Below are 21,805 nucleotides of genomic sequence, written 5' to 3' on the forward strand. Positions count from 1 at the left end.
GAATTCCCATGGATCTTAAAGTTGGAATCGTAGGCTTCGGCCTGCGTGCTTCCCTGCACCGCTATCTGCAGCGCCCCGGCGAGGGCAGCGTGGTGAGCATGGTGTGCGACATCAGCGAACGCGGCCGTGCCGATGCCGCGCAGGCCCTGCCCGAGGCGCTGATCACCGCCGAGCTGGACGAGCTGCTGGCAGCTGACCTCGACGCGGTCCTGGTGCTCACCCCTGATTTCACGCACCGCGAGGTGGTGGTCCGCACCCTGGAGGCGGGCATCCCCACCTTCGTGGAAAAGCCGCTGGACATCACGTTGGAGGCGGCAGATGACATCCTGGCCACCGCGCAGCGCACCGGAACCCGGTTGTACGTGGGCCACAACATGCGCCACATGCCCGTGATCTGGCAGATGAAGCAGCTGATCGACTCGGGTGCCATCGGCGAGGTCAAGGCCGTGTGGTGCCGGCACTTCGTGGGCAACGGCGGGGACTACTACTTCAAGGACTGGCACGCCGAACGCCGCTACGCCAACACCCTGCTGCTGCAGAAGGGCGCCCATGACATCGACGTGATCCACTGGCTGGCCGGGGGCTACAGCACCCAGGTCTCCGGAGTCGGGGCACTCGCCGTCTACGGCGGGGTACAGGACCGCCGGGACAATGCCGACCGGCGCATGCGCGACTGGTTCTCCCTGGAGAACTGGCCTCCTGCCGAACAGCGCGACCTGAACCCGAACCTGGACGTTGAAGACCTATCCATGGTGCAAATGAAGCTGGACAACGGAGTGCTCGCCTCCTACCAGCAGTGCCACTTCACCCCCGACTACTGGCGCAACTACACGGTGATCGGCACCGAGGGGCGGCTGGAGAATTTCGGCGACGGACCGGGAGACTTCATCCATGTCTGGAACACCCGCACCACCCACGGTTTCGCCGAACCGGATGTGAAGGTGGAAATTCACGGCGACGAGGAAGGGCACGGCGGCGCGGACCCGAACCTGATCGCCGAATTCCTGCGTTTCGCCCGTGAAGGGGGAGCCACCGAGACCTCACCGCTGGCGGCCCGCGCAGCGGTGGCCGTGGGGGACCTGGGCGCCCGCTCGCTGCGCGATCAGGGGCAGACGCTGCAGATCCCTTCCCCGGACCAGGACGTGGTGCGCTACTTCGAAGCCGACCAGCAGGCCGAAGCAGTCAAATAGCCGGAAAATGACCGCAGGGCTCGGTGAACCGGACGGTTCACCGAGCCCTGCGTTGTCGTTTTGGCCCGTCGTGCTACTCGACCTCTATGGCCAGTTCCGCCAGCTGGTCCATGTGGGTGAAGATCCTGCTGGCACCGGCCTGGCGCAGTGACTCGGGGTCGGTGCTGGTCGGACCGCCGGAGGAATATCCGTAGACCGTCGCCCCGGCGCCGACTCCGGCAGTCACGCCCGTGGCGGTGTCCTCGATGACCAGCGCCTCTCGGGGATCTATGCCCAGCGCTTTGGCGGCCGCGAGGTACACGTCCGGGGCCGGCTTGCTGCGCGGGAACTCCATGCCGCTGAACACCCGGTCGCCGAAATACTGGTCGAGCCCGGTCAGTTCCAGCTGCATTTACACCTTGGCGCGGTCCGCGCCGGTGACGCAGGCGATCTTCGAGCCGTAGACGCTGGCGACCGCCGCCACGGCCTGGGCGGACCCTTCCACCGGGCGCAGCTGCGTGCGCAGCGCCTGGTCGCGCCGGGCCCGGAACTGCGCCAGCCAGGCATCGTCGATGCGTACCCCTGTGTGCTGGTAGATCGGTTCCCACTGGTCCTTCAGCGCCTTGCCGATGAAGATCTTGATGCTCTCTTCCATGCTGATCTCCCAGCAGTTTTCCCGCAGGATGTCCCGCAGGACGGAGTTGGTGATGAGCTCGGAGTCCACCAGGACCCCGTCGCAGTCGAAGAGGACGGCGGAGAATTTCTGCTGCAAGGCGTGGGATTCCCATTCGATTAGAAGACGTGGAGAGTGTTTGACCGCGGATTGCAGGAGCAACACTGGGGCAGCGGGCATTCGCCGCCGCCTAGAACAAGATTAGTTTGTTCCCGGGCACCACGCTGTTCCATCAGCGCCAGCCCACTTGCCTCCGCTCCGGCTGCTGTTTTGTTCCGGCCTGCGATGGATGGAGCGGAACCTTACGAATAGGCGGCGATTCGGCGGTCCAGTTCGTTGCGCACCTGCGGCCACTCCGTCTTCAAGATCGAGAAGACCACGGTGTCGCGCAGCGATCCGTCCGGCATCCGACAATGGGCCCGCAACACTCCGTCCTGCTTGGCGCCCAAGCGGCTGATGGCCATGCGCGACTGGAAATTCATCCAGTGCGTGCAGAACACCACGACTTCGCAGCCCAGCGTTTCAAAGGCGTAGCCCAGCAACAGGCGCTTGCTCTCGGCATTGGCCCCTGAACCGCGGGTGCTGGCGGCGTTCCAGGTGTAGCCGATCTCCACGCGGGGCAGTCCGAGGTCGATGCCGCAGTAGGTGGTCATGCCTATAATCCTGCCGGGCAATCCGGTAGCGGGATCATTGAGTCGGGTGGTGAAGGCCAGCATTGAGCCTTCCGACTGCCTCGCCAGGCGCTTGCGGATTTCTTCGCGCATGTCTCCGGGACGCGGTACCGAGGTATACCAGAGGTTCCACAGTTCGCCGTCGCTGGCTGCCTGTACCAGATCGTCATGGTGGTCCATGGACAGTGGCTCGAGGGTGACATGGGTGCCGCGCAGGGTGACGGGGTCAAGGATTTTCATGCGAATACTGTACGTGCTGAGAAATCTCTGCGGCACCCCTGCGCGTCTACGTTCTCCCGGGCGGAAGGCAAACGCCGGACCGGGGACCGGTTCATTCGGTGCCCTTCGGATGATCCGCAGACGAAGCCGGTGAGCGCATCATTATTGCCCCGCCTGCCGCCGCCACCGCGCAGGCGACTGCTAGTGCGCCCAGGCCCAAGGGCAGCGTCGCCGCCCCGGCCACCAGCCCCACGAGGATCGGGCCCCCGGCATCTCCGACCTCCCGCCCGAGCTCGGCGCTGCCCATGGTGCGCCCCATGCGTTCTGGCGGCGTGGTTGCGGCGAGTCGGGCAAATCCTAGTGGCGTAATCAGCCCGACCCCGAGGCCGATTGCCGCGGCGCCAAGCAGAATCACCGGCAGGGACGGGACCACCGCGAGCAGAGCTACTGCGGCAAGCAGCAGTGCTGCGCCGGCGGATATCAGGGTATTGACCCGTTGCGGGGCAGAATCGTGGATCCGTCCGGTCAGAGGTTGCACGAGGGCAGATATGACGGCGAGGATGCTGACAGCGCCCATGCCGATGATCGGGTCAGCACCGAGTCGGGCTGCTAGCAACGGGATGAAACCCACCGCGACGCCCAAAACCGCGGTGGCAACGGCCAACAGGAGTACTGGTCCGAGGAATGCCGGCGCCGTGGATTGTTTCACAATATCTGCCAGCGTGGAACAGTGTTTCGGCAGGACCGGCACGGAAGGCATTGAGATGGCCGTCCACAGGGCTGCGACCAGTGAGAGCCCAGCCAGCACCAGGAACAGTGCCGGCAAGCCCGCCCACGTGATGAGGGCCGCTCCGAGCAGCGGGCCGCCGGCATACCCGAGCCCCTTCCACGAACCGTATTTGCCAAAGTAGCGTCCAGCGAGAAAAGGCCCCACCAGCCGGGCAACGGCCGAGGAAGAAGCGGGGGAGAAGCCTGCGGCGGCCGCACCTTGGGCCAGCCTCGCTAGGGCGAGCAGCAACGGTGATGCGGCGAAGACGCCGAGCAGCGAGGCCGCCGCGAAAACCAGCAGTCCTCCCACGATTACCGGCTTCACGCCGACCCGGTCGCTTAGCGTGCCGAAGACGGGTTTCAGGATCACCTCGGCGATGTCATATGTCGCCAGGATCAAGCCGAGCGTGGCAAAGGCCAGCCCGAGATTCTCCGTTTCGGTGCCCAGCGCAGCAGCAACGCCGTGGGCGCCGAATGCCGTCGTGAATCCCGCCAAGTACAGCGGACCCAATCCGCCCTTCTGATCAACCACGCACCCAGCGTAACCATGGTGGATTGGCGTGGACGAGAGGAAACGGATGAATTCTTGGCACGTTACGCGAAGGAAATCGGCGTGGCACGGGCCATCGGCGGCGTTCGCCAAGCAGGTCCGTCGCAGTGGTTTTCCTCAGAGCCCCCAGCGCGCGCTGAATTCGTCGAATCCAGAGCGCGAGGAGCTCTTGAACATGTGCATTCACCTCAGGGTGCATGTACGCGTGAAGCTATCCTCCGACAAGCTCTTGGATGGTCTGCCGGATCGCTTCAACGACAGCCACGACGGGCTCTCGATAAAGATGCTCCGCGCGGATCAAGACGTCGATTTGTCGACCTGCTGAAAGGCCTTTGATTGGTCGTAAAGTCACCGTGTCGTCCAGGGATTTCCGCGCGGTATAGCGAGGCAGGATCCCGAGGCAGCCGCTGGCCTCGATCAGCGACCCTGCGGTGGCGTAGTCGTTGACCCGATGCTCGACCGTCGGTGCACGGCCGGCCAGGGCGGCAATCGTTTCCAAGACGTCGGCAGGGGAGTAGCCGGATCTCGACACAACCCAGCGCTCGCCGATCACCTGTTCCGGAGAGAGCTCTTCGAACGCTGCCAGCGGGTGATCCCGGTGCAGCGCGATATCCAAGGGCTCGAAGGCCAGCGGGATGACTGCCACATGGTTTTGCGGCCACGGCGCGGTGTGGGGCATGCGGTGCGCCAGCACCAGGTCGTAGGCGGATGTCAGCGCAGGGAAGTCCTGTTGCGAGACATCTTCGTCGGAAAACCTCAGGGGTGGCAGCGAGCGCTCCGTCCACGTCAGCAGCGGGGCGAAGATCGTCTGGCCGATGGAATGGAATCCTGCGACCTTGACGGGGGTCTGCCGGTCCTGATCCTGCGCCTGGATCTTCGCCGAAGCCTCGGCCAGGGTCGAGGCGACCTGCGCCGCGGCCGAAGCCAGCAGCCTGCCTTCGGCGGTCAGAACCAGGCGCCGGCCGTCCTTCATGGTCAATGGTGCCGCGAAATTGCGCTGGAGCTGGGCCAGATGCTGGGAAACGGCCGAGGGGGAGACGTAGAGTGCCTTGGCTACGGCGTTGACGCTTCCCAGGTCCTCCAATTCGCGCAGGATTCTCAGCTGATGTAATTCCATGAAGTAAATACTAAATCGTCAGATCAGTATTTCGATGATCAACTAAGGTGTCATCCGTGCTTGGTCGGTGCGACACTTGAACTGATCCCACCATTCGTGCTCATGACGCAGCTTCTTGATCAAAGGAATCCCTGATGAAAGCCTTGTACAAGTCCGGACCACACGCCGGTTTGGAACTCGTTGAACGTCCGGAGCCGGAAGTAGGCGTCCACGACGTCAAGATCCGCGTCATGACCACCGGCATCTGCGGCACCGACCTGCACATCGAAGCCTATGACGAAGCCGCCAAGGCCATGATCAACACCCCGCTGGTCCCGGGCCACGAGTTCTACGGCGAGGTTGTCGAGGTGGGCGACTTCGTGCATAACGTCAAGGTCGGGGACCGCGTCTCCGGCGAAGGCCACGTGGTGTGCGGGCTTTGCCGCAACTGCCGCGCCGGCCGCAAGCACATGTGCATCAACGTCAGCTCCGTCGGCGTGCAGCGCGACGGCGCCTTCGCAGAATTCGTCTCCATCCCGGAGAGCAACGTCTACGTGCACCGCGACGAACGCATCACCCCGCTGCTGGGCGCCATCTTCGACCCCTTCGGCAATGCCGTGCACACCGCCTTGCAGTTCCCGATGGTCGGCGAAGACGTACTGATCACCGGCGCCGGACCGATCGGCCTGATGGCCGCCGCAGTGGCCCGCCACATCGGCGCCCGCAAGATCGCCATCACCGACATCTCCGAGCAGCGTCTGGAGCTGGCCAAGACCATGGGCGTGGACCTGGCGGTCAACGTCGCCAAGCAGCGTATCAAGGACGCCCAGGGCGAGCTGGGCATGATCGAAGGCTTCGACTACGGCATGGAGATGTCCGGTCACAAGACCGCGCTGCCGGAAATGATCGAGAACATGAACCACGGCGGCAAGATCTGCATGCTCGGCCTGCCCAGCGAGTCCATCGACATCAACTGGGGCAAGGTCGTGACCCACATGCTGACCCTGCGCGGCATCTACGGCCGCGAAATGTTCGAAACCTGGTATGCCATGAGCGCCATGCTCACCAGCTCCGAGCTGATGCGCGAGCGCATCTCCTCGGTCGTCACCGATTTCCTGCCGGCCAGCGAATGGCGGCAGGGCTTCGAGGCAGCCCGTGGCGGCCACGGAGGCAAGGTCGTGCTGGACTGGACAGTCTTCAGCAGCTAAGAATCGCTCGGATCAACAAGGAGTAATTGGGAATGTATACCGACCTCAAGGAACAGCTTGCCGGGGAACTGGATGAGCTGCGCACCGCGGGCCTGTTCAAGGCCGAACGCCACATCGACTCGGCGCAGTCCGCGTCCATCCTGGCCGGCTCGCTGGGCCAGGACTCCCGCAAGGTGCTGAACTTCTGCGCCAACAACTACCTGGGGCTGGCCGACGACCCGCGCATCATCGAGGCCGCCAAGCAGGCCATGGACGAGCGCGGCTTCGGCATGGCTTCGGTCCGCTTCATCTGCGGCACCCAGGACCTACACCTGGAACTGGAGGCAGCCGTCTCCAAATTCCTGGGCACCGAGGACACCATCTTGTTCTCCAGCTGCTTCGACGCCAACGGCGGCGTCTTCGAGTCGCTGTTCGGCCCGGAAGACGCCATTGTCTCCGATGCGCTGAACCACGCCTCGATCATTGACGGCATCCGCCTGTCCAAGGCCGCCCGCTTCCGCTACGCCAACCAGGACATGGCAGACCTGGAAGTCCAGCTGCAGGCCGCGGCCGCCATGAACGACGGGGCCGGGGCACGGCGCACCATCATCGTCACCGACGGCATCTTCTCCATGGACGGCTTCATCGCTCCGCTGGAAGCCATCTGCGACCTGGCCGAGCAGTACAACGCGCTGGTCATGGTGGATGACTCGCACGCCGTGGGCTTCATGGGCGCCACCGGCGCCGGCACCCCGGAGCATGCAGGGGTTTCGGACCGCGTGGACATCTACACCGGCACCTTCGGCAAGGCGCTGGGCGGCGCCTCGGGCGGCTACGTGTCCGGCCGCGGCGAAATCGTTGCGATGCTGCGCCAGAAGGCCCGCCCGTACCTGTTCTCCAACTCGCTGGCCCCGGCAATCGTGGCGGCGACGTTGAAGGCGCTGGAGCTCGTGGAGGGCTCCGGCGAGCTGCGCGAGAAGCTCCTCGAGAACGCAGCGCTCTTCCGCCGCCGCATGAGCGAGGAAGGCTTCGACCTGCTGGACGGGGAGCACGCCATCGTCCCGGTCATGTTCGGGGATGCGGTCAAGGCCGCAGAGGTGGCAGGCAAGATGCTGGAGCACGGCGTCTACGTGACCGCCTTCAGCTTCCCGGTGGTTCCGAAGGGCGCAGCGCGCATCCGCGTGCAGCTCTCCGCCGCCCACTCGGCCGAGGACATCGAGGCTTGCGTGCAGGCCTTCGTCGCCAGCCGCTGACCAGCTCGGTTGGCCCGGCGCCGTGTTTCAATAGGGATGACGAGTTGGCATAACCAAAGGCGGAGGGCTCATGGCTACCAGGGATGAGGTGGCGCGCTTGGCCGGCGTATCTCCCAGTACCGTGTCCTACGTGATCAGCGGCCGGCGCACCATTTCCGAGGCGACCAAGGCCAGGGTCCTGGCGGCCATGCGGGAGCTGAGCTACACCCCGGATGCCTTTGCCCAGGGCCTGGCCGGGTCGCGCCGGGGGATCCTTGCCCTGCACTTTCCTACCAGCGTGGACGGCTATTCTTCCACCGAGTTCGAATACGTCACCGCCGCCATGGAGCGTGCCCGCGCGCTGGGCTACCACATGCTGTTGTGGTCCAATCCGATGACCGATGTCATGGGATTGGAAAGCTTGGTCGGGCAGAAGCTGGTGGCCGGGGTGCTGCTCATGGAAGTGTCGATCAATGACCCGCGCTTCGATGTCTTGCGGCGCGCGGGCATACCTTTCGCTTCCATTGGCCGGCCCGATGACAGCGCTGACCTGTCCTATGTCGATAATGATTTTGCCGAGGCCGGGCGCATGGCGGTGGACTACCTGGCAGGCCTCGGCCACCAATCCATCATGTACATCAACGTCTCCGTGGAAGACCAGGACGCCGGCAACGGCCCGGCCATCCGCACGGCCCGTGCCATCTCGGATGCCGTGCGCGTCCAAGGCATGTCGATGCGGGAGGTGCCGGTGGAAAACAACGCGCGCGGCGGCCGCGCGGCGCTGGACGCCTATCTGGACCTGCACCCGCGCCCTACTGCGGTGCTGGCGCTCAAGGAATTCGCCACCGCTGGATTCGTCAACGCCGCGGGCATGGCATCGTTGCGCATCCCCGAAAACCTCTCGGTGATTGCACTGGGTGTCGGTGATCGATCGGCCGAAATGGTTGCCCCGGCACTGACCACGGTGGCACCGCCGGGGGAGGTCGTTTCCCATGCGGCGGTCGACGCACTGGTGCAGAAAATCGAAGGCAGTTCCCAAGGCGCCGTGCAACAGCTCATCGCGCCGCTGATGACGGTCCGCGACAGCACCGGCCCGGCACCGCGCTGACAGTTCCACGCCAAATTCTCCACGCTGTTCCCGCATAGGTGTTGACGCGCGTCGATGACCTGCGTCACTATTGAGGGGATCATTCGTGCCAGGCCGCTTCACTCGGCAAGGTACTAGTCAACGTGGAGGGCATCATGAAGAAAGCACAACGCAGGCTGAAGCTCGCGCCGGTTATCTCGATGGCAGCCATCGGCATGCTCCTGGCCGGTTGCTCGGGCGGAGCAGACCCCAATGACCCCAACGCCTCCGGCGGCGCGGCCGCCCAGGTGGGCCAAGCCGACGGGGTCGTCGACATCTATGGTCCGGTCACCGGCCTTGAAGCGGAATTGCTGGAAAAGTCGTGGGCCAAGTGGTCCGAGGAGAACGGCATCAAGATCCGCTACACCGGCGACAAGAACTTCGAATCCCAGATCGGGATCAAGGTCCAAGGCGGCGACACCCCGGATTTGGCAGTCTTCCCGCAGCCCGGCCTGCTGCAGGCCACCGTGGCCCAGGGCAAGGTGCAGCAGCTGCCCGAAGCAGTGCAGTCCCAGCTGCAGAACAACTGGTCCGAGGATTGGCAGAACTACGGCAAGGTCGATGGTGTGCAGTACGGCGTGCCGCTGATGGCCAGCGTCAAGGGCTACATCTGGTACTCGCCCAAGCAGTTCGAGCAGTGGGGTGTGAGCGTGCCTCAGACCTGGGATGAGATGACCGCACTGGGCGCCGAAATCTCAAAGAAGACCGATGAGCCGGCCTGGTGCGCCGGATTCGCTTCGGGCGAGGCATCGGGATGGCCGGGCACCGACTGGATTGAAGACGCGGTGCTGCGCCAGTCCGGACCCGAGGCCTATGACAAGTGGGTAGCCGGCGAGCTGGAATTCACCTCGCCAGAAATTGCCAGCGCCTTCGATTCCGTTGGAAAGATCCTGCTTGACCCCGAGCAGGTCAACGCCGGATATGGCGATGTGAAGTCGATCAACGCCACCGCCTTCGGCGATGTCGGTACTGCAGTGGCCAAGGGAACCTGCCCGCTGACCCACCAGGCCTCCTTCCTGGAAGGATATGTACTGGATTCCAAGAACGCCGATGGCGAGAAGGCCACCGTGGCACCTGACGGAGATGTCTGGGCCTTCGTCGCCCCGCCAGTCAAGGCCGATGACCCGGTATCCATCGTCGGCGGCGGCGAATTCGTGGCAGCCTTCTCCAACGATGAAGAGACCGCCAAGGTCCAGGAATACTTGGCCAGCGCGGATTGGGCCAATAGCCGAGTCTCGCTCGGCGGCGTGATCTCCGCCAACTCCGGACTTGATCCAGCGAACGCCAGCAGCGACCTGCTGCGCTCCGCCGTTGAACTGCTACAGGATCCGAACACCACCTTCCGCTTCGACGGTTCTGATCTGATGCCCAAGAGCGTCGGCTCCGACTCCTTCTGGAAGGGCCTGGTGGACTGGATCGACGGCAAACCGACCAAGGAAGTGCTTGAAAACATCCAGTCCGGTTATGACTCCTAGTCACCACCTTGCCAGCCGCCAACGGCCGGGAACCCCGGCCGTTGGCGAGATTACAGGAGCCTGAGGCCATGTCCGAATTCTTCCAATGGCTTGCCGGCGTCCCGCCGCTGATCCAGGTGCCGGTGGTGCTGCTTGCCTTCGCGATCCTGATCGGGGCGATCCTCGGCTTTGTCGAGGTAGCGACCAATGGCGGACGAGCATTTACCGTGGTGCGTTTTCTCGCCGCGGTCGTGGTTCCTGTGGCGATCCTGCTGGTACTGGGCCTGTACAACTCGGTGATGTGGGTGGCCGCGCTGGCCGCGGTGCTCGGCGCGGTGCTGTTCTTCGTGGACCGGCGCTCGCGATCCGGAGCCGGCTCGCTGCTGCAGCTGTCCGGCTTCCTGGCTCCGGCCATGCTGCTGCTCGCGATCGGATTGATCTACCCCACGATCCGCACCGCCATCAGCGCCTTCATGGCCAATGACGGGTCGGGCTTCGTGGGCCTGGGCAATTTCCGCTGGGTGTTCACCAGCCCCGATGGCCTGACCGCACTGCTCAACACCCTGATCTGGGTTCTGGTGGCGCCCGTGGTCTCCACCATCATCGGATTGGCCTATGCGGTCTTCATCGACAAGAGCCGCGGCGAGAAGTACTTCAAGCTTCTGGTATTCATGCCCATGGCGATTTCCTTCGTGGGCGCTTCGATTATCTTCAAATTCTTCTACGACGTTCGCCAGGGCGATCAAATCGGCGTGCTCAACGCGATCATCACGGCATTCGGCGCCAAGCCGGTCGACTGGCTCGGGCTTGAACCGTGGAACACGTTGTTCCTGGTGGTCATCCTGATTTGGACACAGGCGGGATTCGCCATGGTCATCCTGTCCGCGGCCATCAAGGGCGTGCCGGCTGAGCAATTGGAAGCAGCGGCCCTGGACGGAGCCAGCCCATGGCAGCGCTTCGCCAATGTCACCCTGCCGGGGATTCGTTCCACGGTTATCGTCGTCTTGACCACCATTTCCATTGCGTCGCTCAAGGTCTTCGACATCGTCTCATCGATGACCGGCGGCCGCTCGGATACGACGGTCCTGGCCTACGAAATGGTGCGCCAGTTCCAGCTCGGGGCACGCACCGGATACAGCTCGGCCCTGGCCGTCATCCTGTTCATCCTGGTACTGCCGATCATCATCTACAACGTCCGACAGCATAAGAAGCAAGGGGTAATGCGATGAGCACCGTGGGTGAATCCTCTCGGCGCCTGATGGCGGCCACCGAGAGAACCAGCGGGAAACTGCGCAAAGCCACCACCTCCCGCGGAGCCACGATTGCGGCGTTCATCATTGCCGCAGTGTGGACCATTCCCACCTTCGGGCTGTTCGTCTCCTCCTTCCGGCAGGCTGACGACATCAAGACCTCGGGCTGGTGGACGGCCCTGTCCAACCCGTCGTTCACGCTGGATAACTACGCGCAGGCCTTTGCCTCCGGCGACAGCCTTCCGCTGTCCAAGGCCTTCCTGAATTCGCTGGTCATCACCATCCCGGCGGCCGTTGTGCCGATCCTGATCGCCAGCTTGGCAGCCTACGCTTTCGCCTGGATCAACTTCAAGGGACGCAATACGCTCTTCGTGCTGGTTTTCGCACTGCAGATCGTCCCAATCCAGATGGCGCTGGTTCCGCTGCTCCAGCTCTTCTCGGACGGCGTGAAAATTGGCGGGCTATACATCCTGCCCGGTTTGGGAGTCAACGGATTGGACGGCGCCTACGCCAAGGTCTGGATCGCCCACACGATCTTCGCCTTGCCGTTGGCGATCTTCATGTTGCACAACTTCATTTCGGAGATCCCGGATGAGGTCATAGAGGCCGCGCGCGTTGACGGTGCCGGGCACGGGAAGATCTTCTCGAAAATCGTCCTGCCCTTGACAATGCCGGCCATTGCTTCCTTCGGAATTTTCCAGTTCCTCTGGGTATGGAATGACCTGCTAGTGGCAACGGTCTTCACTTCGGGTGGAGAATTGCCGATTACGAAGGCGCTCCAGGACCTCTCGGGTACGTACGGGCAATCCTGGGAACTGCTCACCGCAGGTGCTTTCATCTCGATGATCATTCCGCTGGCCGTTTTTTTCGCGCTGCAGCGGTTCTTCGTGCGCGGATTGTTGGCTGGCGCCACCAAGGGTTGAGACAACGTGGATTGCATCAGCGCACTTGGCCCTCGGCTCCCCGATGCATTTGGCATTTGCCCGGGGAGCTAGGCATTGGTCAATTAGCCGGATGCTGGCAAGCTGCGTCTGGAATCCCAGAGCGCAGCAGGATCTGACAATGGATGCGCTTTCCGAATAACGCGTAGCTTCTGATTGACGACGCAATCGGAACTGTTCTGGGAAACTGCGTGATTCCAGTGCCGACTCGCCTCACCACATTGCCCGATTCTTGCTAGCGTCTGGCACTCGGTGCGGATCACGCCGCGGAAGCCGCGAGGCGTTTGTCCGGAAAGTACTACGGGACTGGTGGCCTTGCATTGACCCGATCGAAAACCAGCTAGCTCGGTAACGGTGAACTTCGCATTCTGATTTGTCAGTGGGCATGGGTCTGCCCGGAACCGCAGGGATCAGAAGGCAAAACCCATGAAGTCTCCTGCGGCTGCAATGGCCAGGTTTCCCCGGGCGATTTCGCGAATGAACATACGTGAAGATTCGAGGACCGGTGGGATCCTTCGCGGCAGTCCCGAGTTTTGTGCAGCTTCGCCAATGCCCGGGCTTTGACCCTAGCTAGGGCCTCGTCGCGGGTCGGGGCTCCAAAGATGGCCATGGGACCGGCTTCGATTCCAAGCCGTTCACCCCGGTCGGAGTGCCGGGGTCTCTGCCAAGTCATCTCGTCTACCCGGTTTGTTCCCTCATCGGTTTGTTTTCACGGTGCTCGTTCCAACTTTGGGGGACAAATCAGACCGGTGCTCTTTTTTGATCCAAGCTTTAAAAGGCCCCGCGACCAGATTTTTGTTCTGCTCAAGGGGCTTTGCTCAGGTCCGGGGTATGAGGACTTATTCATCTGTGAGATCCAGTGAGATGACCGCCATGAAGCCGCGGCCGCTGATGCGCGGCGAATCCTCTTCGCCGCCGATCACGGTGTCGCGAAGCTCCAGCGCCGACTCGGAGTTCTCGCGCAGGACGCTGGCCTTGCCCTGCAGCAGCACCCCGAACTGGGAGCCGAACAGGTGCTGTTCACGTTTCTTCGACAGCTCCACGATGCGCACGTTGCCGCGTACCTTGCCGTTGCGGGTGATGAGGTTCAGCGCCAGGATCTCCCCGGTGGGCAGCGCCGCGGAGGTGGCCGCCGCGCCGGGGAACTTGAAGGGACGGTAGATCTCCAGCGCCTGCGAGGCGTCGTCGACGGTGAGTTCAAGCAGCTCCCCGGCGATGACCGTGAGGGTGCGTTCGCAACCGTCGTAGGGCGTGAAGTCCCCGGCTTTCTCGATGGATGCGACCGAAATCCGCCAGTCCCAACCGCCTTCCGGAGCAGTGGCCAGTGATCCGTCATCGGCCAGGATGCCCTTGGCGATTTCCCGGATCTGCCCCTGGGCTGCTCCCCACGGTTTCTTGGGGCTTGAAGAAAGCTGGATCTGAGTTCCGGTGGACAGCGAGGCATTGCTTTGGCTCATGGTTCGAGCCTAATCGTCCGGACTCGTGAATGCGGGCCCTGACACTTATTGAGCTAGCTACAATTTGCCGTGCACGGGAGCAACACCGTGCGCTGCCGCCGCTGGAACCAACTGGAACAACCAATGGGACGCCGAGCCGCTCGCCGGTGGGCCCCAAGGCCAGGGAGGCACTGGAGCCCCTTCCGTGCGCATAGGATCAGCGCATGGGGAAAAACAACCTTCCGCAGGTGCCGGCCGCAAAAAATGTTCTCTCGGTGCTGCGTTATATCGCGGCACAGGCGGGCCCTGTCGGCGCCGGCACGATCATCAGGGATGTCGGATTGCCCCGGTCGACGACCTACCACTTGCTGGCCGCATTAATCGATGACGGATTTGTAGTCCACCTGCCCGAGGAACGCAAATACGCGCTGGGTGTGACCGCCCATGAACTGGGCACGGGGTATTCCAGGCAAGCACCATTGCAACGGATCGCGCGGTTCCCGATGCAGCGGCTTGTTGAACGGACCAAGCGCACGGCGCACCTGGCCATCATGCACGGCCGCGACGTCATCTACGTCATTGAGGAGCGTGCCAAAAGACAAGCTGAACTTGTCACCAACCCCGGGGTGAGGCTGCCGGCCCATCTCACCGCCAGCGGGCGAGCCATGCTGGCGACATTTTCTTCGGATCAGCTGGCGGCCCTGTACCCGGGCCCGGAAGCCTTTCCCACGAGATACGAGACCGGAGTTCATTCCGTCGAAGCGCTCAAAGAACTTCTGGCCCAAATTCGCGAGGTGGGTTACTCCTGGGAACAGGACGAAGTGACCGAAGGGTTCTCGTCCATCGCCGTCCCCGTAAAGGACCACGCGGGGCACGCAGTTGCCAGCGTGACTCTGACCATCGCCAACAGGGCGAAAGCCGGCAAAGCGGTTTCGGCCCGCAGCGCATCGCCCGGGCTCGCGGCAGAGAGAACGGTGCACTTGGAAGACCTGGTGTCCCAGTGGCTTCCCGAGGTGACCAGAACAGCAACCGAAATTTCCCGCCGCCTACGTCCGGCCGGTTAAGACGAACTTGTCAGCGGTGACGCCCCGCGCAAGGACCGCCCCGTCCGGCAAATCAGAAGATTCCTGCCCACATCGCATCAAAGTCTCGTATCCCAGACTGATTAGTGTGCCTCAGGGCACATTTCCGCTCGTATGAATGCTTGGATGGAAATCAAGCAACGGGCCGCAGAACACCAACCTGCGTCTTCATTATTACGAACGAAGGAATTTCGATGAGCTTCACCCAGCACGACCCGTCACGGGTCATCCGAGCACCTCGCGGCACCACCCTCACCGCCAAGTCCTGGGCCACCGAAGCCCCGCTGCGCATGCTGATGAACAACCTCGACCCGGAGGTCGCCGAGCGTCCCGAAGACCTGGTGGTCTACGGCGGCACCGGCCGCGCCGCCCGCTCCTGGGAAGCCTACGACGCCATTATCAAGACCCTGACCGATCTTGAAGAGGATGAGACCCTGCTGGTCCAGTCCGGCAAGCCGGTCGGCGTGTTCAAGACCAACAAGTGGGCGCCGCGCGTGCTGATCGCCAACTCGAACCTGGTGGGCGACTGGGCCACCTGGCCCGAGTTCCGCAAGCTCGAGGCCGAGGGCCTGATGATGTACGGCCAGATGACCGCCGGTTCCTGGATCTATATCGGCACCCAGGGCATCCTGCAGGGCACCTACGAGACCTTCGCCGCCATCGGTGTCAAGCGATTCAACGGGACCTTGGCCGGCACCTTGACCCTGACCGGCGGCTGCGGCGGCATGGGCGGCGCCCAGCCGCTGGCGGTCACCCTCAACGGCGGCGCCTGCCTGATCGTTGACGTCTCCGAGGACCGCCTGCGCCGCCGCATGGGCAAGCGCTACCTGGACGACGTGGAGCTGGACCTGGACGCGGCCGTCGCCAAGGTCACCGTAGCCAAGAACGAAGGCCGCGCACTGTCCGTGGGCTACGTCGGCAACGCCGCCGAGGTCTTCCCTGAACTGCTGCGCCGCCAGAAGGCCGGCGAGATCTCCATCGACATCGTCACCGACCAGACCTCGGCCCACGACCCGCTGTCCTACCTTCCGGTGGAATACACCGTGGAGCAGTGGGACGCCGAGGCGAAGGCCGACGAAATCGGCTTCACCAAGAAGGCCCAGGCCGCCATGGCCGCCCACGTCGAAGCCATGGTCGGCTTCCAGGACATCGGCGCCGAGGTCTTCGACTACGGCAACTCGATCCGCGACGAGGCACGCAAGGGCGGCTACATGCGGGCCTTCGAATTCCCGGGCTTCGTTCCGGCCTACATCCGCCCGCTGTTCTGCGAGGGCCTTGGCCCGTTCCGCTGGGTGGCCCTGTCCGGCGATCCGGAGGATATCCGCGTCACCGACGAGGCGCTCAAGGAGCTCTTCCCCCAGAACGAGCACCTGCGCCGCTGGCTCGATGCGGCCGCCGAGCACGTTGAATTCGAGGGTCTTCCGGCCCGCATTTGCTGGCTGGGCTACGGCGAGCGCCACAAGGCCGGCCTGCTGTTCAACAAGCTGGTCGCCGAGGGCAAAATCTCCGCACCGATCGTGATCGGCCGCGACCACCTGGATTCCGGTTCGGTGGCCTCTCCGTACCGTGAAACCGAAGCCATGAAGGACGGCTCGGACGCGATTGCCGACTGGCCGCTGCTCAACGCCATGACCGCGGTGTCCTCCGGCGCCAGTTGGGTTTCGCTGCACCACGGCGGCGGAGTCGGCATTGGCCGCTCCATCCACGCCGGCCAGGTCTCGGTGGCCGATGGCACCGAGCTGGCAGCGGCCAAGCTCGAAGCGCTGCTGACGAACGACCCGGGCATGGGCGTCATCCGCCACGTGGATGCCGGCTATGAGCGCGCGGTAGAAGTTGCCAGCGAGCGCGGCGTGCGCATCCCGATGGCGGAGTAGCGACATGTCGAATGACGGCGCCATCGGACGGCTTGTAGAACGCGAACGCAAGGACGACGGCCCGCGCGGGGTCTGGCGGTTCTTCGTCTTCTCCCTGATCGGGATCTTCATGTTCTTCATCCCCGTGAATATCGGGGGCAAGGAGACCATTCCGCTGGACCACCTGGTGGGCTGGATTACCGGCCTGCTGGGTCCCAGCGTGAAGTACTTGATCCTGGGACTCATCCTCGCGGGAACCGTCTACCCCTTCGCCACCGGCAGGTGGAAGGAATCCAGGCTGAAGACGCTCTTCGCGTTCCTGAACGTGCTGGGTCTGGCCACGGGTATTGCGCTGGTCTTCAACGTGGGACCGGCCTGGCTCTTCGACCCGGATATGGGTCCTTTCCTGTTCAACAAGTTGGTGATCCCGGTAGGGATGATCGTTCCGATTGGCGCCGTCTTCCTGGCCCTCTTGGTCGGCTACGGACTGATGGAGTTCGTCGGCGTGCTGGTGCAGCCGGTGATGCGCCCGGTGTGGCGCACCCCAGGCCGCTCGGCCATCGATGCGGTGGCCTCCTTCGTGGGCAGCTACTCGCTGGGTCTTTTGATCACCGACCGCATGTACCAGGCAGGCCGCTACACCGGGCGGGAGGCGGCCATTATCGCCACCGGCTTCTCCACGGTCTCCGTCACGTTCATGCTGATTGTGGCCAAGACTCTGGACATCATGCATCTGTGGCTGCCGTACTTCTTTCTGGCTTTCGGCGTCACCTTCCTGGTGACCGCGATCGCCGTGAGGATTCCGCCGCTCAGCCGCATCCCGGATGAGTACTTCCACCTGTCCACCCCGCAGCCGGAGGCGAAGGTCACCAGCCGACGCTTCGCCACGGCGTGGAAGGAAGCCATGGGGATGCTGGGCAACGCACCGAAGCTCGGCGCGAACATCCGCGAGAATTTCAAGGACGGGTTGCTGATGGCCATGGCCATCCTTCCCTCCATCCTCTCCGTGGGCCTGATCGGCCTGGTGCTGGCCCGCTTCACCCCGGTCTTCGACTGGCTGGGCTACCTGTTCCTGCCGATCACCTGGGCGCTGGGCCTGCCCGACCCGCTGCTGGCGGCCAAGGCCTCCTCGGTGGGCATCGCGGAGATGTTCCTTCCGGCGACCATCGTCGCCGGGCACGAATCCGACGCGCTGCGCCTGGTCATTGCGGTAGTCTGCGTGTCGGCGATCATTTTCTTCTCCGCCCTGGTGCCCTGCATCCTCGCAACCCGCATTCCCATCAAGGTATGGCATCTGCTGGTCATCTGGGCGCAGCGTGTCGCCCTGACCCTGCTGATCACCACCCCGATCGCCTACCTGATGGTGGGCAGATAGGACCATGACGATGCCTACACACGGCGTAAATTCCCTGCTAGCCGCGATCAGCGGCGAGGGCCGCGACGCCAAGCGCGGCGGCTACTCGCGCCCGGTCTACTCGGACGCCGAGATTACGCTGCGCGAGTGGTTCATTGCCGAAGCCTCCGTGCGTGGGCTGGAGGTGTCCACGGATGCCAACGGCATCATCTGGGCTTGGTGGGATCTTCCTGGGTCCGCCGGGGACGACACCTCGCGCAAGGGTTCGCTGGTCACCGGCTCCCACCTGGACTCCGTGCCCGGCGGCGGCGCCTTCGACGGCCCGCTGGGCGTGGCCAGCGCGCTGGCCGCCTATGACGTGCTGGCCGACCGGGAAGCCTCCGGCGAACTGGTGCGAAACCGTGCCCTGGCGCTGGCCGTCTTCCCGGAGGAGGAAGGCTCGCGCTTCGGGGTGGCCTGCCTGGGTTCCCGGCTGCTCAGCGGCGCCATCGACCCGGTGAAGGCACTGAACCTGCGCGACGCGGAGGGCAATACCTTCGCTGACATCGCCGCCGCCAACGGGCTGGACCCGGCGCGCATGGGCCGCGACGAGAAGGCCCTGGCCCGGATCGGCGACTTCATCGAGCTGCATGTGGAGCAGGGCCGCGGGCTGAACACCGAACAATACACCGACGCCGCCGGCCGCGGGCCGGCCGTCGCGGTGGGCAGCTCCATCCTTGGCCACGGCCGCTGGCGGCTGAGCTTCAGCGGCCAGGGCAACCACGCCGGCACCACCTTGATGATCGACCGCGCCGATCCAATGGTGGCCGCAGCCCAGCTGGTGCTCAAGGTCCGCGAGATCGCCACGGCGCAGCCCGACGCCCGCGCCACGGTGGGCCGGCTGGAGCCGGTGCCCGGCGGCACCAACGTGATCGCCTCCCGCGTGGACATCTGGCTGGACGTGCGCCACCCGGAGGACGCGGTCACCGCCCTGCTGGTGGAGAAGATCCACGGCCAGGCGCAGAAGATCGCCGCCTTCGAGGGCTGCTCCGTGGTGCTGACCGAGGAATCGCTCTCCGGCACCGTACACTTCGACGCCGCGCTGAGCGCCTCGCTGGAACGCTCCGTGCACCGACTGGTCCCCGACGCCCCGGCGCTGCCCACCGGCGCCGGCCACGACGCCGGCGTGCTGGCCGCCTACCTGCCCACCGGCATGCTGTACGTGCGCAACCCTTCGGGCATCAGCCACTCGCCGGAAGAATACGTGGAAGACGCCGATGCCGAGGCCGGCGTGCTGGCCCTGGCCGACGCCCTGGAGGACCTGCTGTGAGCGGAAAAACCACTACCGTTCCGGCGCCGGTCAACGCGCACTCGCACGCCTTCCACCGGATCCTGCGCGGCCGCACCCACCAGGGGGAAAACGGCGGAGCCGGGAACTTCTGGACCTGGCGCGAACAGATGTACGCCGCCGCCGCCGGGCTCACCCCGGCCGGCTACGAGCAGCTGGCCACCGCGGTCTTCGCGGAAATGGTCGTCAACGGCTACAGCGCGGTGGGGGAGTTCCACTACCTGCACCACGACGCGACCGGTGCGCCCTACGCCGGGACAGATGAGCACGGCATGGAGCTCGCGCTGGGCCGCGCGGCGAAGGCCGCGGGCATCCGCCTGGTCCTGCTGGACACCTGCTACCTGCAGGGCGGGCTGGACGCCCTGGGCAACGCCATCGAGCTGAACGAAACCCAGCGGCGCTTCACCGACGGGGACGCCGCCGGCTGGCTGGCCCGCCACGCGCGGCTGCGCGAGGCCCTGGCCGAGCTGGACGCAGGGGAAGGGCTGCTGAGCCTGGGAGCCGCCATCCACTCGGTGCGCGCGGTGCCGCCGGCCCAGCTGGAGGCCATCGCCGCCGGGCTGGACCCTGCCTTGCCGCTGCATGTGCACCTGTCCGAGCAGCCGGCCGAGAACGCGTCCTGCCATGCGGCCTTCGGACTGAGCCCGACCGGGCTGCTTGAACGGCACGGCCTGCTGGCCCCGCGGCTCTCGGCAGTGCACGCCACCCACCTGAGCGATGCGGACATCGCCGCACTGGGCGCCGCCGGCGCGGGCATCGTCATGTGCCCCACCACCGAGGCGGACCTGGGCGACGGGATCGGCCCGGCCCGCGAACTGGCGGACGCCGGCGCCGTGATTTCACTGGGCAGCGACCAGCACGCGGTGCTGGACCCCTACCTGGAGCAGCGCGCCCTTGAACACGGCGAGCGGCTGCGCAGCGGGCAACGCGGGCGCTTCTCCCCGGCGGAAATCTCCGCCGCCGCCCGCGAGGGCGGTCTGCGCTCGCTGGGCCTGGCGGAGAACGAGGACCACCTCGTGGTGCGCACCGACACCATGCGCACCTCCGGGTCGCGCACCGCCCAGCTGCCGCTGAGCGCCACCGCCGCAGATATCGCGCAGGTCCACGTCAATGGCAAGCTGGTAGCCAGCAATGGCCTGCACACCACGCTGGGGGACCCGGCGGACCTGTACGCGGCATTCTTCGACAAGTATCCGGAGTTTTCATGAGCAGCACACTGATCACCAACATCTCCGAGGCCTTCATCTCGGACGCGGCGCACACCCTGGTCGAGAACGCCGCCATCCTCATCGAGGGCCAGGACATCGCCTGGATTGGCGAAGCCGGGCAGGCCCCGGAAGCCGACACCGTCATCAACGCCGGTCAGCGCGCAGCGCTGCCGGGCTGGGTGGATTCGCACAGCCACCTGGTGTTCGCCGGGGACCGCAGCCGCGAGTTCGTGGCCCGCATGGCGGGGCAGGACTACGCCGCCGGCGGCATCGCGGTGACCACCAAGGCAACCCGCGCCACCACTGACTACGACCTGACCCGGCTGGTCATGGGACGGGCCGCCGAAGCCCTGGCCGGAGGCACCACCTACCTGGAAACCAAAACCGGCTACGGGCTGAACGTCGAGGAGGAAGCGCGCCATGCGCGTATCGCCTCCACGGTGGTCGACCAGGTGACATTCCTCGGAGCCCACCTGGTTCCCGCGGACATGGATGCCCAGGAATACACGGACCTGGTCTGCGGAGAGATGCTGGAACGTGTGCTGTCCTTTGTGCAGTTCGCTGACGTGTTCTGCGAACGCGGCGCGTTCAACGAGGCCCAGTCGCGCCAGGTGCTCGCCGCCGCGAAGGACGCCGGGCTCGGCCTGCGCGTGCACGGCAACCAGCTGGGCCCGGGCCCCGGTACCAAGCTGGCCGTTGAATTCGGCGCGGCCAGCGTCGACCACGTGAACTTCCTGGACGAACAGGACGTCGCGGCGCTCGCCGGATCCTGGGCGGACTGGGATGCCCAGTCCCGTACCGGCACCGCGGGAACCGTGGCCACCTGCCTGCCAGCCTGCGACCTGTCCACGCGGATGCCCTTCGCCCCGGGCCGTGAGTTGATCGACGCCGGGGTGCAGATCGCCCTGGCGTCGAACTGCAACCCGGGAACCTCCTACACCTCATCCATGGCCTTCTGCGTCAGCACCGCGGTGCTGCAGATGCACCTGAGCATCGAGGAAGCCATCGTGGCAGCCACCTACGGCGGCGCGCTGGCGCTGGGCGTGCAGGACCGGGTGGGAAGCCTGGAGGTGGGCAAGCGGGCTGACATCCAGCTGCTGAACGCCCCATCCGTGGCGCACCTGGCCTACCGCCCCGGCATGAACCTCTCCGGTCCAGTCTTCCGCGCCGGCGAGCTTGCCTCGGGCAGGTTCTAGCGCGCCAGCTAGT

17 protein-coding genes and 1 pseudogene are annotated in these 21,805 nt (G+C 64.8%); 13 read left to right on the forward strand and 5 right to left on the reverse strand.

Going from position 1 to position 21,805, the window contains the following annotated elements:
- Window positions 1–8 precede the first annotated feature (8 nt).
- Window positions 9–1,190 (forward strand): Gfo/Idh/MocA family protein, encoded by a 1,182-nt coding sequence (locus ACTX90_RS04655; RefSeq protein WP_424678932.1) that lies wholly within the window; start codon window positions 9–11, stop codon window positions 1,188–1,190.
- 73 nt (window positions 1,191–1,263) lie between these two features.
- On the opposite strand, the pseudogene ACTX90_RS04660 reads toward ACTX90_RS04655, so the two are convergent.
- The 4 genes and pseudogenes from ACTX90_RS04660 to ACTX90_RS04675 form a co-directional block, all read right to left on the reverse strand.
- A pseudogene (locus ACTX90_RS04660) lies at window positions 1,264–2,022 on the reverse strand (HAD family hydrolase).
- Window positions 2,023–2,144: 122 nt separating this feature from the next.
- Window positions 2,145–2,753 carry a GNAT family N-acetyltransferase gene (locus ACTX90_RS04665; protein WP_443443302.1) on the reverse strand — a complete coding sequence of 203 codons (609 nt, stop codon included), beginning with the start codon at window positions 2,751–2,753 and terminating at the stop codon, window positions 2,145–2,147.
- A 91-nt stretch (window positions 2,754–2,844) separates the two neighbouring features.
- The gene (locus ACTX90_RS04670; RefSeq protein ID WP_443443304.1) at window positions 2,845–4,032 is read right to left on the reverse strand and encodes an MFS transporter; all 1,188 of its coding nucleotides are present in this window, start codon (window positions 4,030–4,032) and stop codon (window positions 2,845–2,847) included.
- Between the two features lie 229 nt (window positions 4,033–4,261).
- Entirely contained in the window at window positions 4,262–5,167 is a 906-nt protein-coding gene (locus ACTX90_RS04675) for a LysR family transcriptional regulator (protein ID WP_053797580.1), read from the reverse strand.
- Window positions 5,168–5,301: 134 nt separating this feature from the next.
- Here ACTX90_RS04675 and tdh point away from each other — a divergent pair, with 134 nt between their 5' ends.
- The 6 genes from tdh to ACTX90_RS04705 all read left to right on the forward strand — a co-directional run bounded on the left by tdh (window position 5,302) and on the right by ACTX90_RS04705 (window position 12,318).
- The gene (gene tdh, locus ACTX90_RS04680) at window positions 5,302–6,354 is read left to right on the forward strand and encodes an L-threonine 3-dehydrogenase (RefSeq protein WP_424572522.1); all 1,053 of its coding nucleotides are present in this window, start codon (window positions 5,302–5,304) and stop codon (window positions 6,352–6,354) included.
- Between the two features lie 32 nt (window positions 6,355–6,386).
- Window positions 6,387–7,586 (forward strand): glycine C-acetyltransferase, encoded by a 1,200-nt coding sequence (locus ACTX90_RS04685; protein ID WP_443443306.1) that lies wholly within the window; start codon window positions 6,387–6,389, stop codon window positions 7,584–7,586.
- Between the two features lie 70 nt (window positions 7,587–7,656).
- Entirely contained in the window at window positions 7,657–8,673 is a 1,017-nt protein-coding gene (locus ACTX90_RS04690; protein WP_047118545.1) for a LacI family DNA-binding transcriptional regulator, read from the forward strand.
- A gap of 134 nt (window positions 8,674–8,807) precedes the next feature.
- Window positions 8,808–10,166 carry an ABC transporter substrate-binding protein gene (locus ACTX90_RS04695; protein WP_047118546.1) on the forward strand — a complete coding sequence of 453 codons (1,359 nt, stop codon included), beginning with the start codon at window positions 8,808–8,810 and terminating at the stop codon, window positions 10,164–10,166.
- A gap of 68 nt (window positions 10,167–10,234) precedes the next feature.
- Entirely contained in the window at window positions 10,235–11,374 is a 1,140-nt protein-coding gene (locus ACTX90_RS04700; protein WP_047118547.1) for a carbohydrate ABC transporter permease, read from the forward strand.
- Window positions 11,371–12,318, forward strand: coding sequence for a carbohydrate ABC transporter permease (locus tag ACTX90_RS04705; RefSeq protein ID WP_053797584.1), 948 nt, complete (start codon window positions 11,371–11,373; stop codon window positions 12,316–12,318). Before ACTX90_RS04700 ends, ACTX90_RS04705 begins: the two co-directional genes overlap by 4 nt.
- 857 nt (window positions 12,319–13,175) lie before the next feature.
- Here the strand turns inward: ACTX90_RS04705 and ACTX90_RS04710 are convergent.
- Window positions 13,176–13,793, reverse strand: coding sequence for a HutD/Ves family protein (locus ACTX90_RS04710; protein WP_082123826.1), 618 nt, complete (start codon window positions 13,791–13,793; stop codon window positions 13,176–13,178).
- A 203-nt stretch (window positions 13,794–13,996) separates the two neighbouring features.
- Here ACTX90_RS04710 and ACTX90_RS04715 point away from each other — a divergent pair, with 203 nt between their 5' ends.
- The 6 genes from ACTX90_RS04715 to hutI all read left to right on the forward strand — a co-directional run bounded on the left by ACTX90_RS04715 (window position 13,997) and on the right by hutI (window position 21,792).
- A complete protein-coding gene (locus ACTX90_RS04715; RefSeq protein ID WP_443443308.1) occupies window positions 13,997–14,836 on the forward strand; it encodes an IclR family transcriptional regulator in 840 nt (279 codons plus the stop codon).
- 212 nt (window positions 14,837–15,048) lie between these two features.
- A complete protein-coding gene (hutU, locus tag ACTX90_RS04720) occupies window positions 15,049–16,728 on the forward strand; it encodes a urocanate hydratase (RefSeq protein WP_443443310.1) in 1,680 nt (559 codons plus the stop codon).
- Between the two features lie 4 nt (window positions 16,729–16,732).
- Window positions 16,733–18,082, forward strand: coding sequence for a YjiH family protein (locus ACTX90_RS04725; protein ID WP_443443311.1), 1,350 nt, complete (start codon window positions 16,733–16,735; stop codon window positions 18,080–18,082).
- Window positions 18,083–18,086: 4 nt separating this feature from the next.
- On the forward strand, window positions 18,087–19,370 hold the full coding sequence (locus ACTX90_RS04730) for an allantoate amidohydrolase (protein WP_443443313.1): 1,284 nt from the start codon (window positions 18,087–18,089) through the stop codon (window positions 19,368–19,370).
- Window positions 19,367–20,596: a formimidoylglutamate deiminase gene (locus ACTX90_RS04735; protein WP_443443314.1), complete on the forward strand. Its 1,230-nt coding sequence runs from the start codon at window positions 19,367–19,369 to the stop codon at window positions 20,594–20,596. Before ACTX90_RS04730 ends, ACTX90_RS04735 begins: the two co-directional genes overlap by 4 nt.
- Window positions 20,593–21,792, forward strand: coding sequence for an imidazolonepropionase (gene hutI / locus ACTX90_RS04740; RefSeq protein WP_443443316.1), 1,200 nt, complete (start codon window positions 20,593–20,595; stop codon window positions 21,790–21,792). The genes ACTX90_RS04735 and hutI overlap by 4 nt, the downstream gene beginning before the upstream one ends.
- The last annotated feature ends 13 nt before the right edge of the window (window positions 21,793–21,805 follow it).

This window comes from Glutamicibacter soli, assembly GCF_052322135.1.
Lineage (GTDB): Bacteria > Actinomycetota > Actinomycetes > Actinomycetales > Micrococcaceae > Glutamicibacter > Glutamicibacter soli.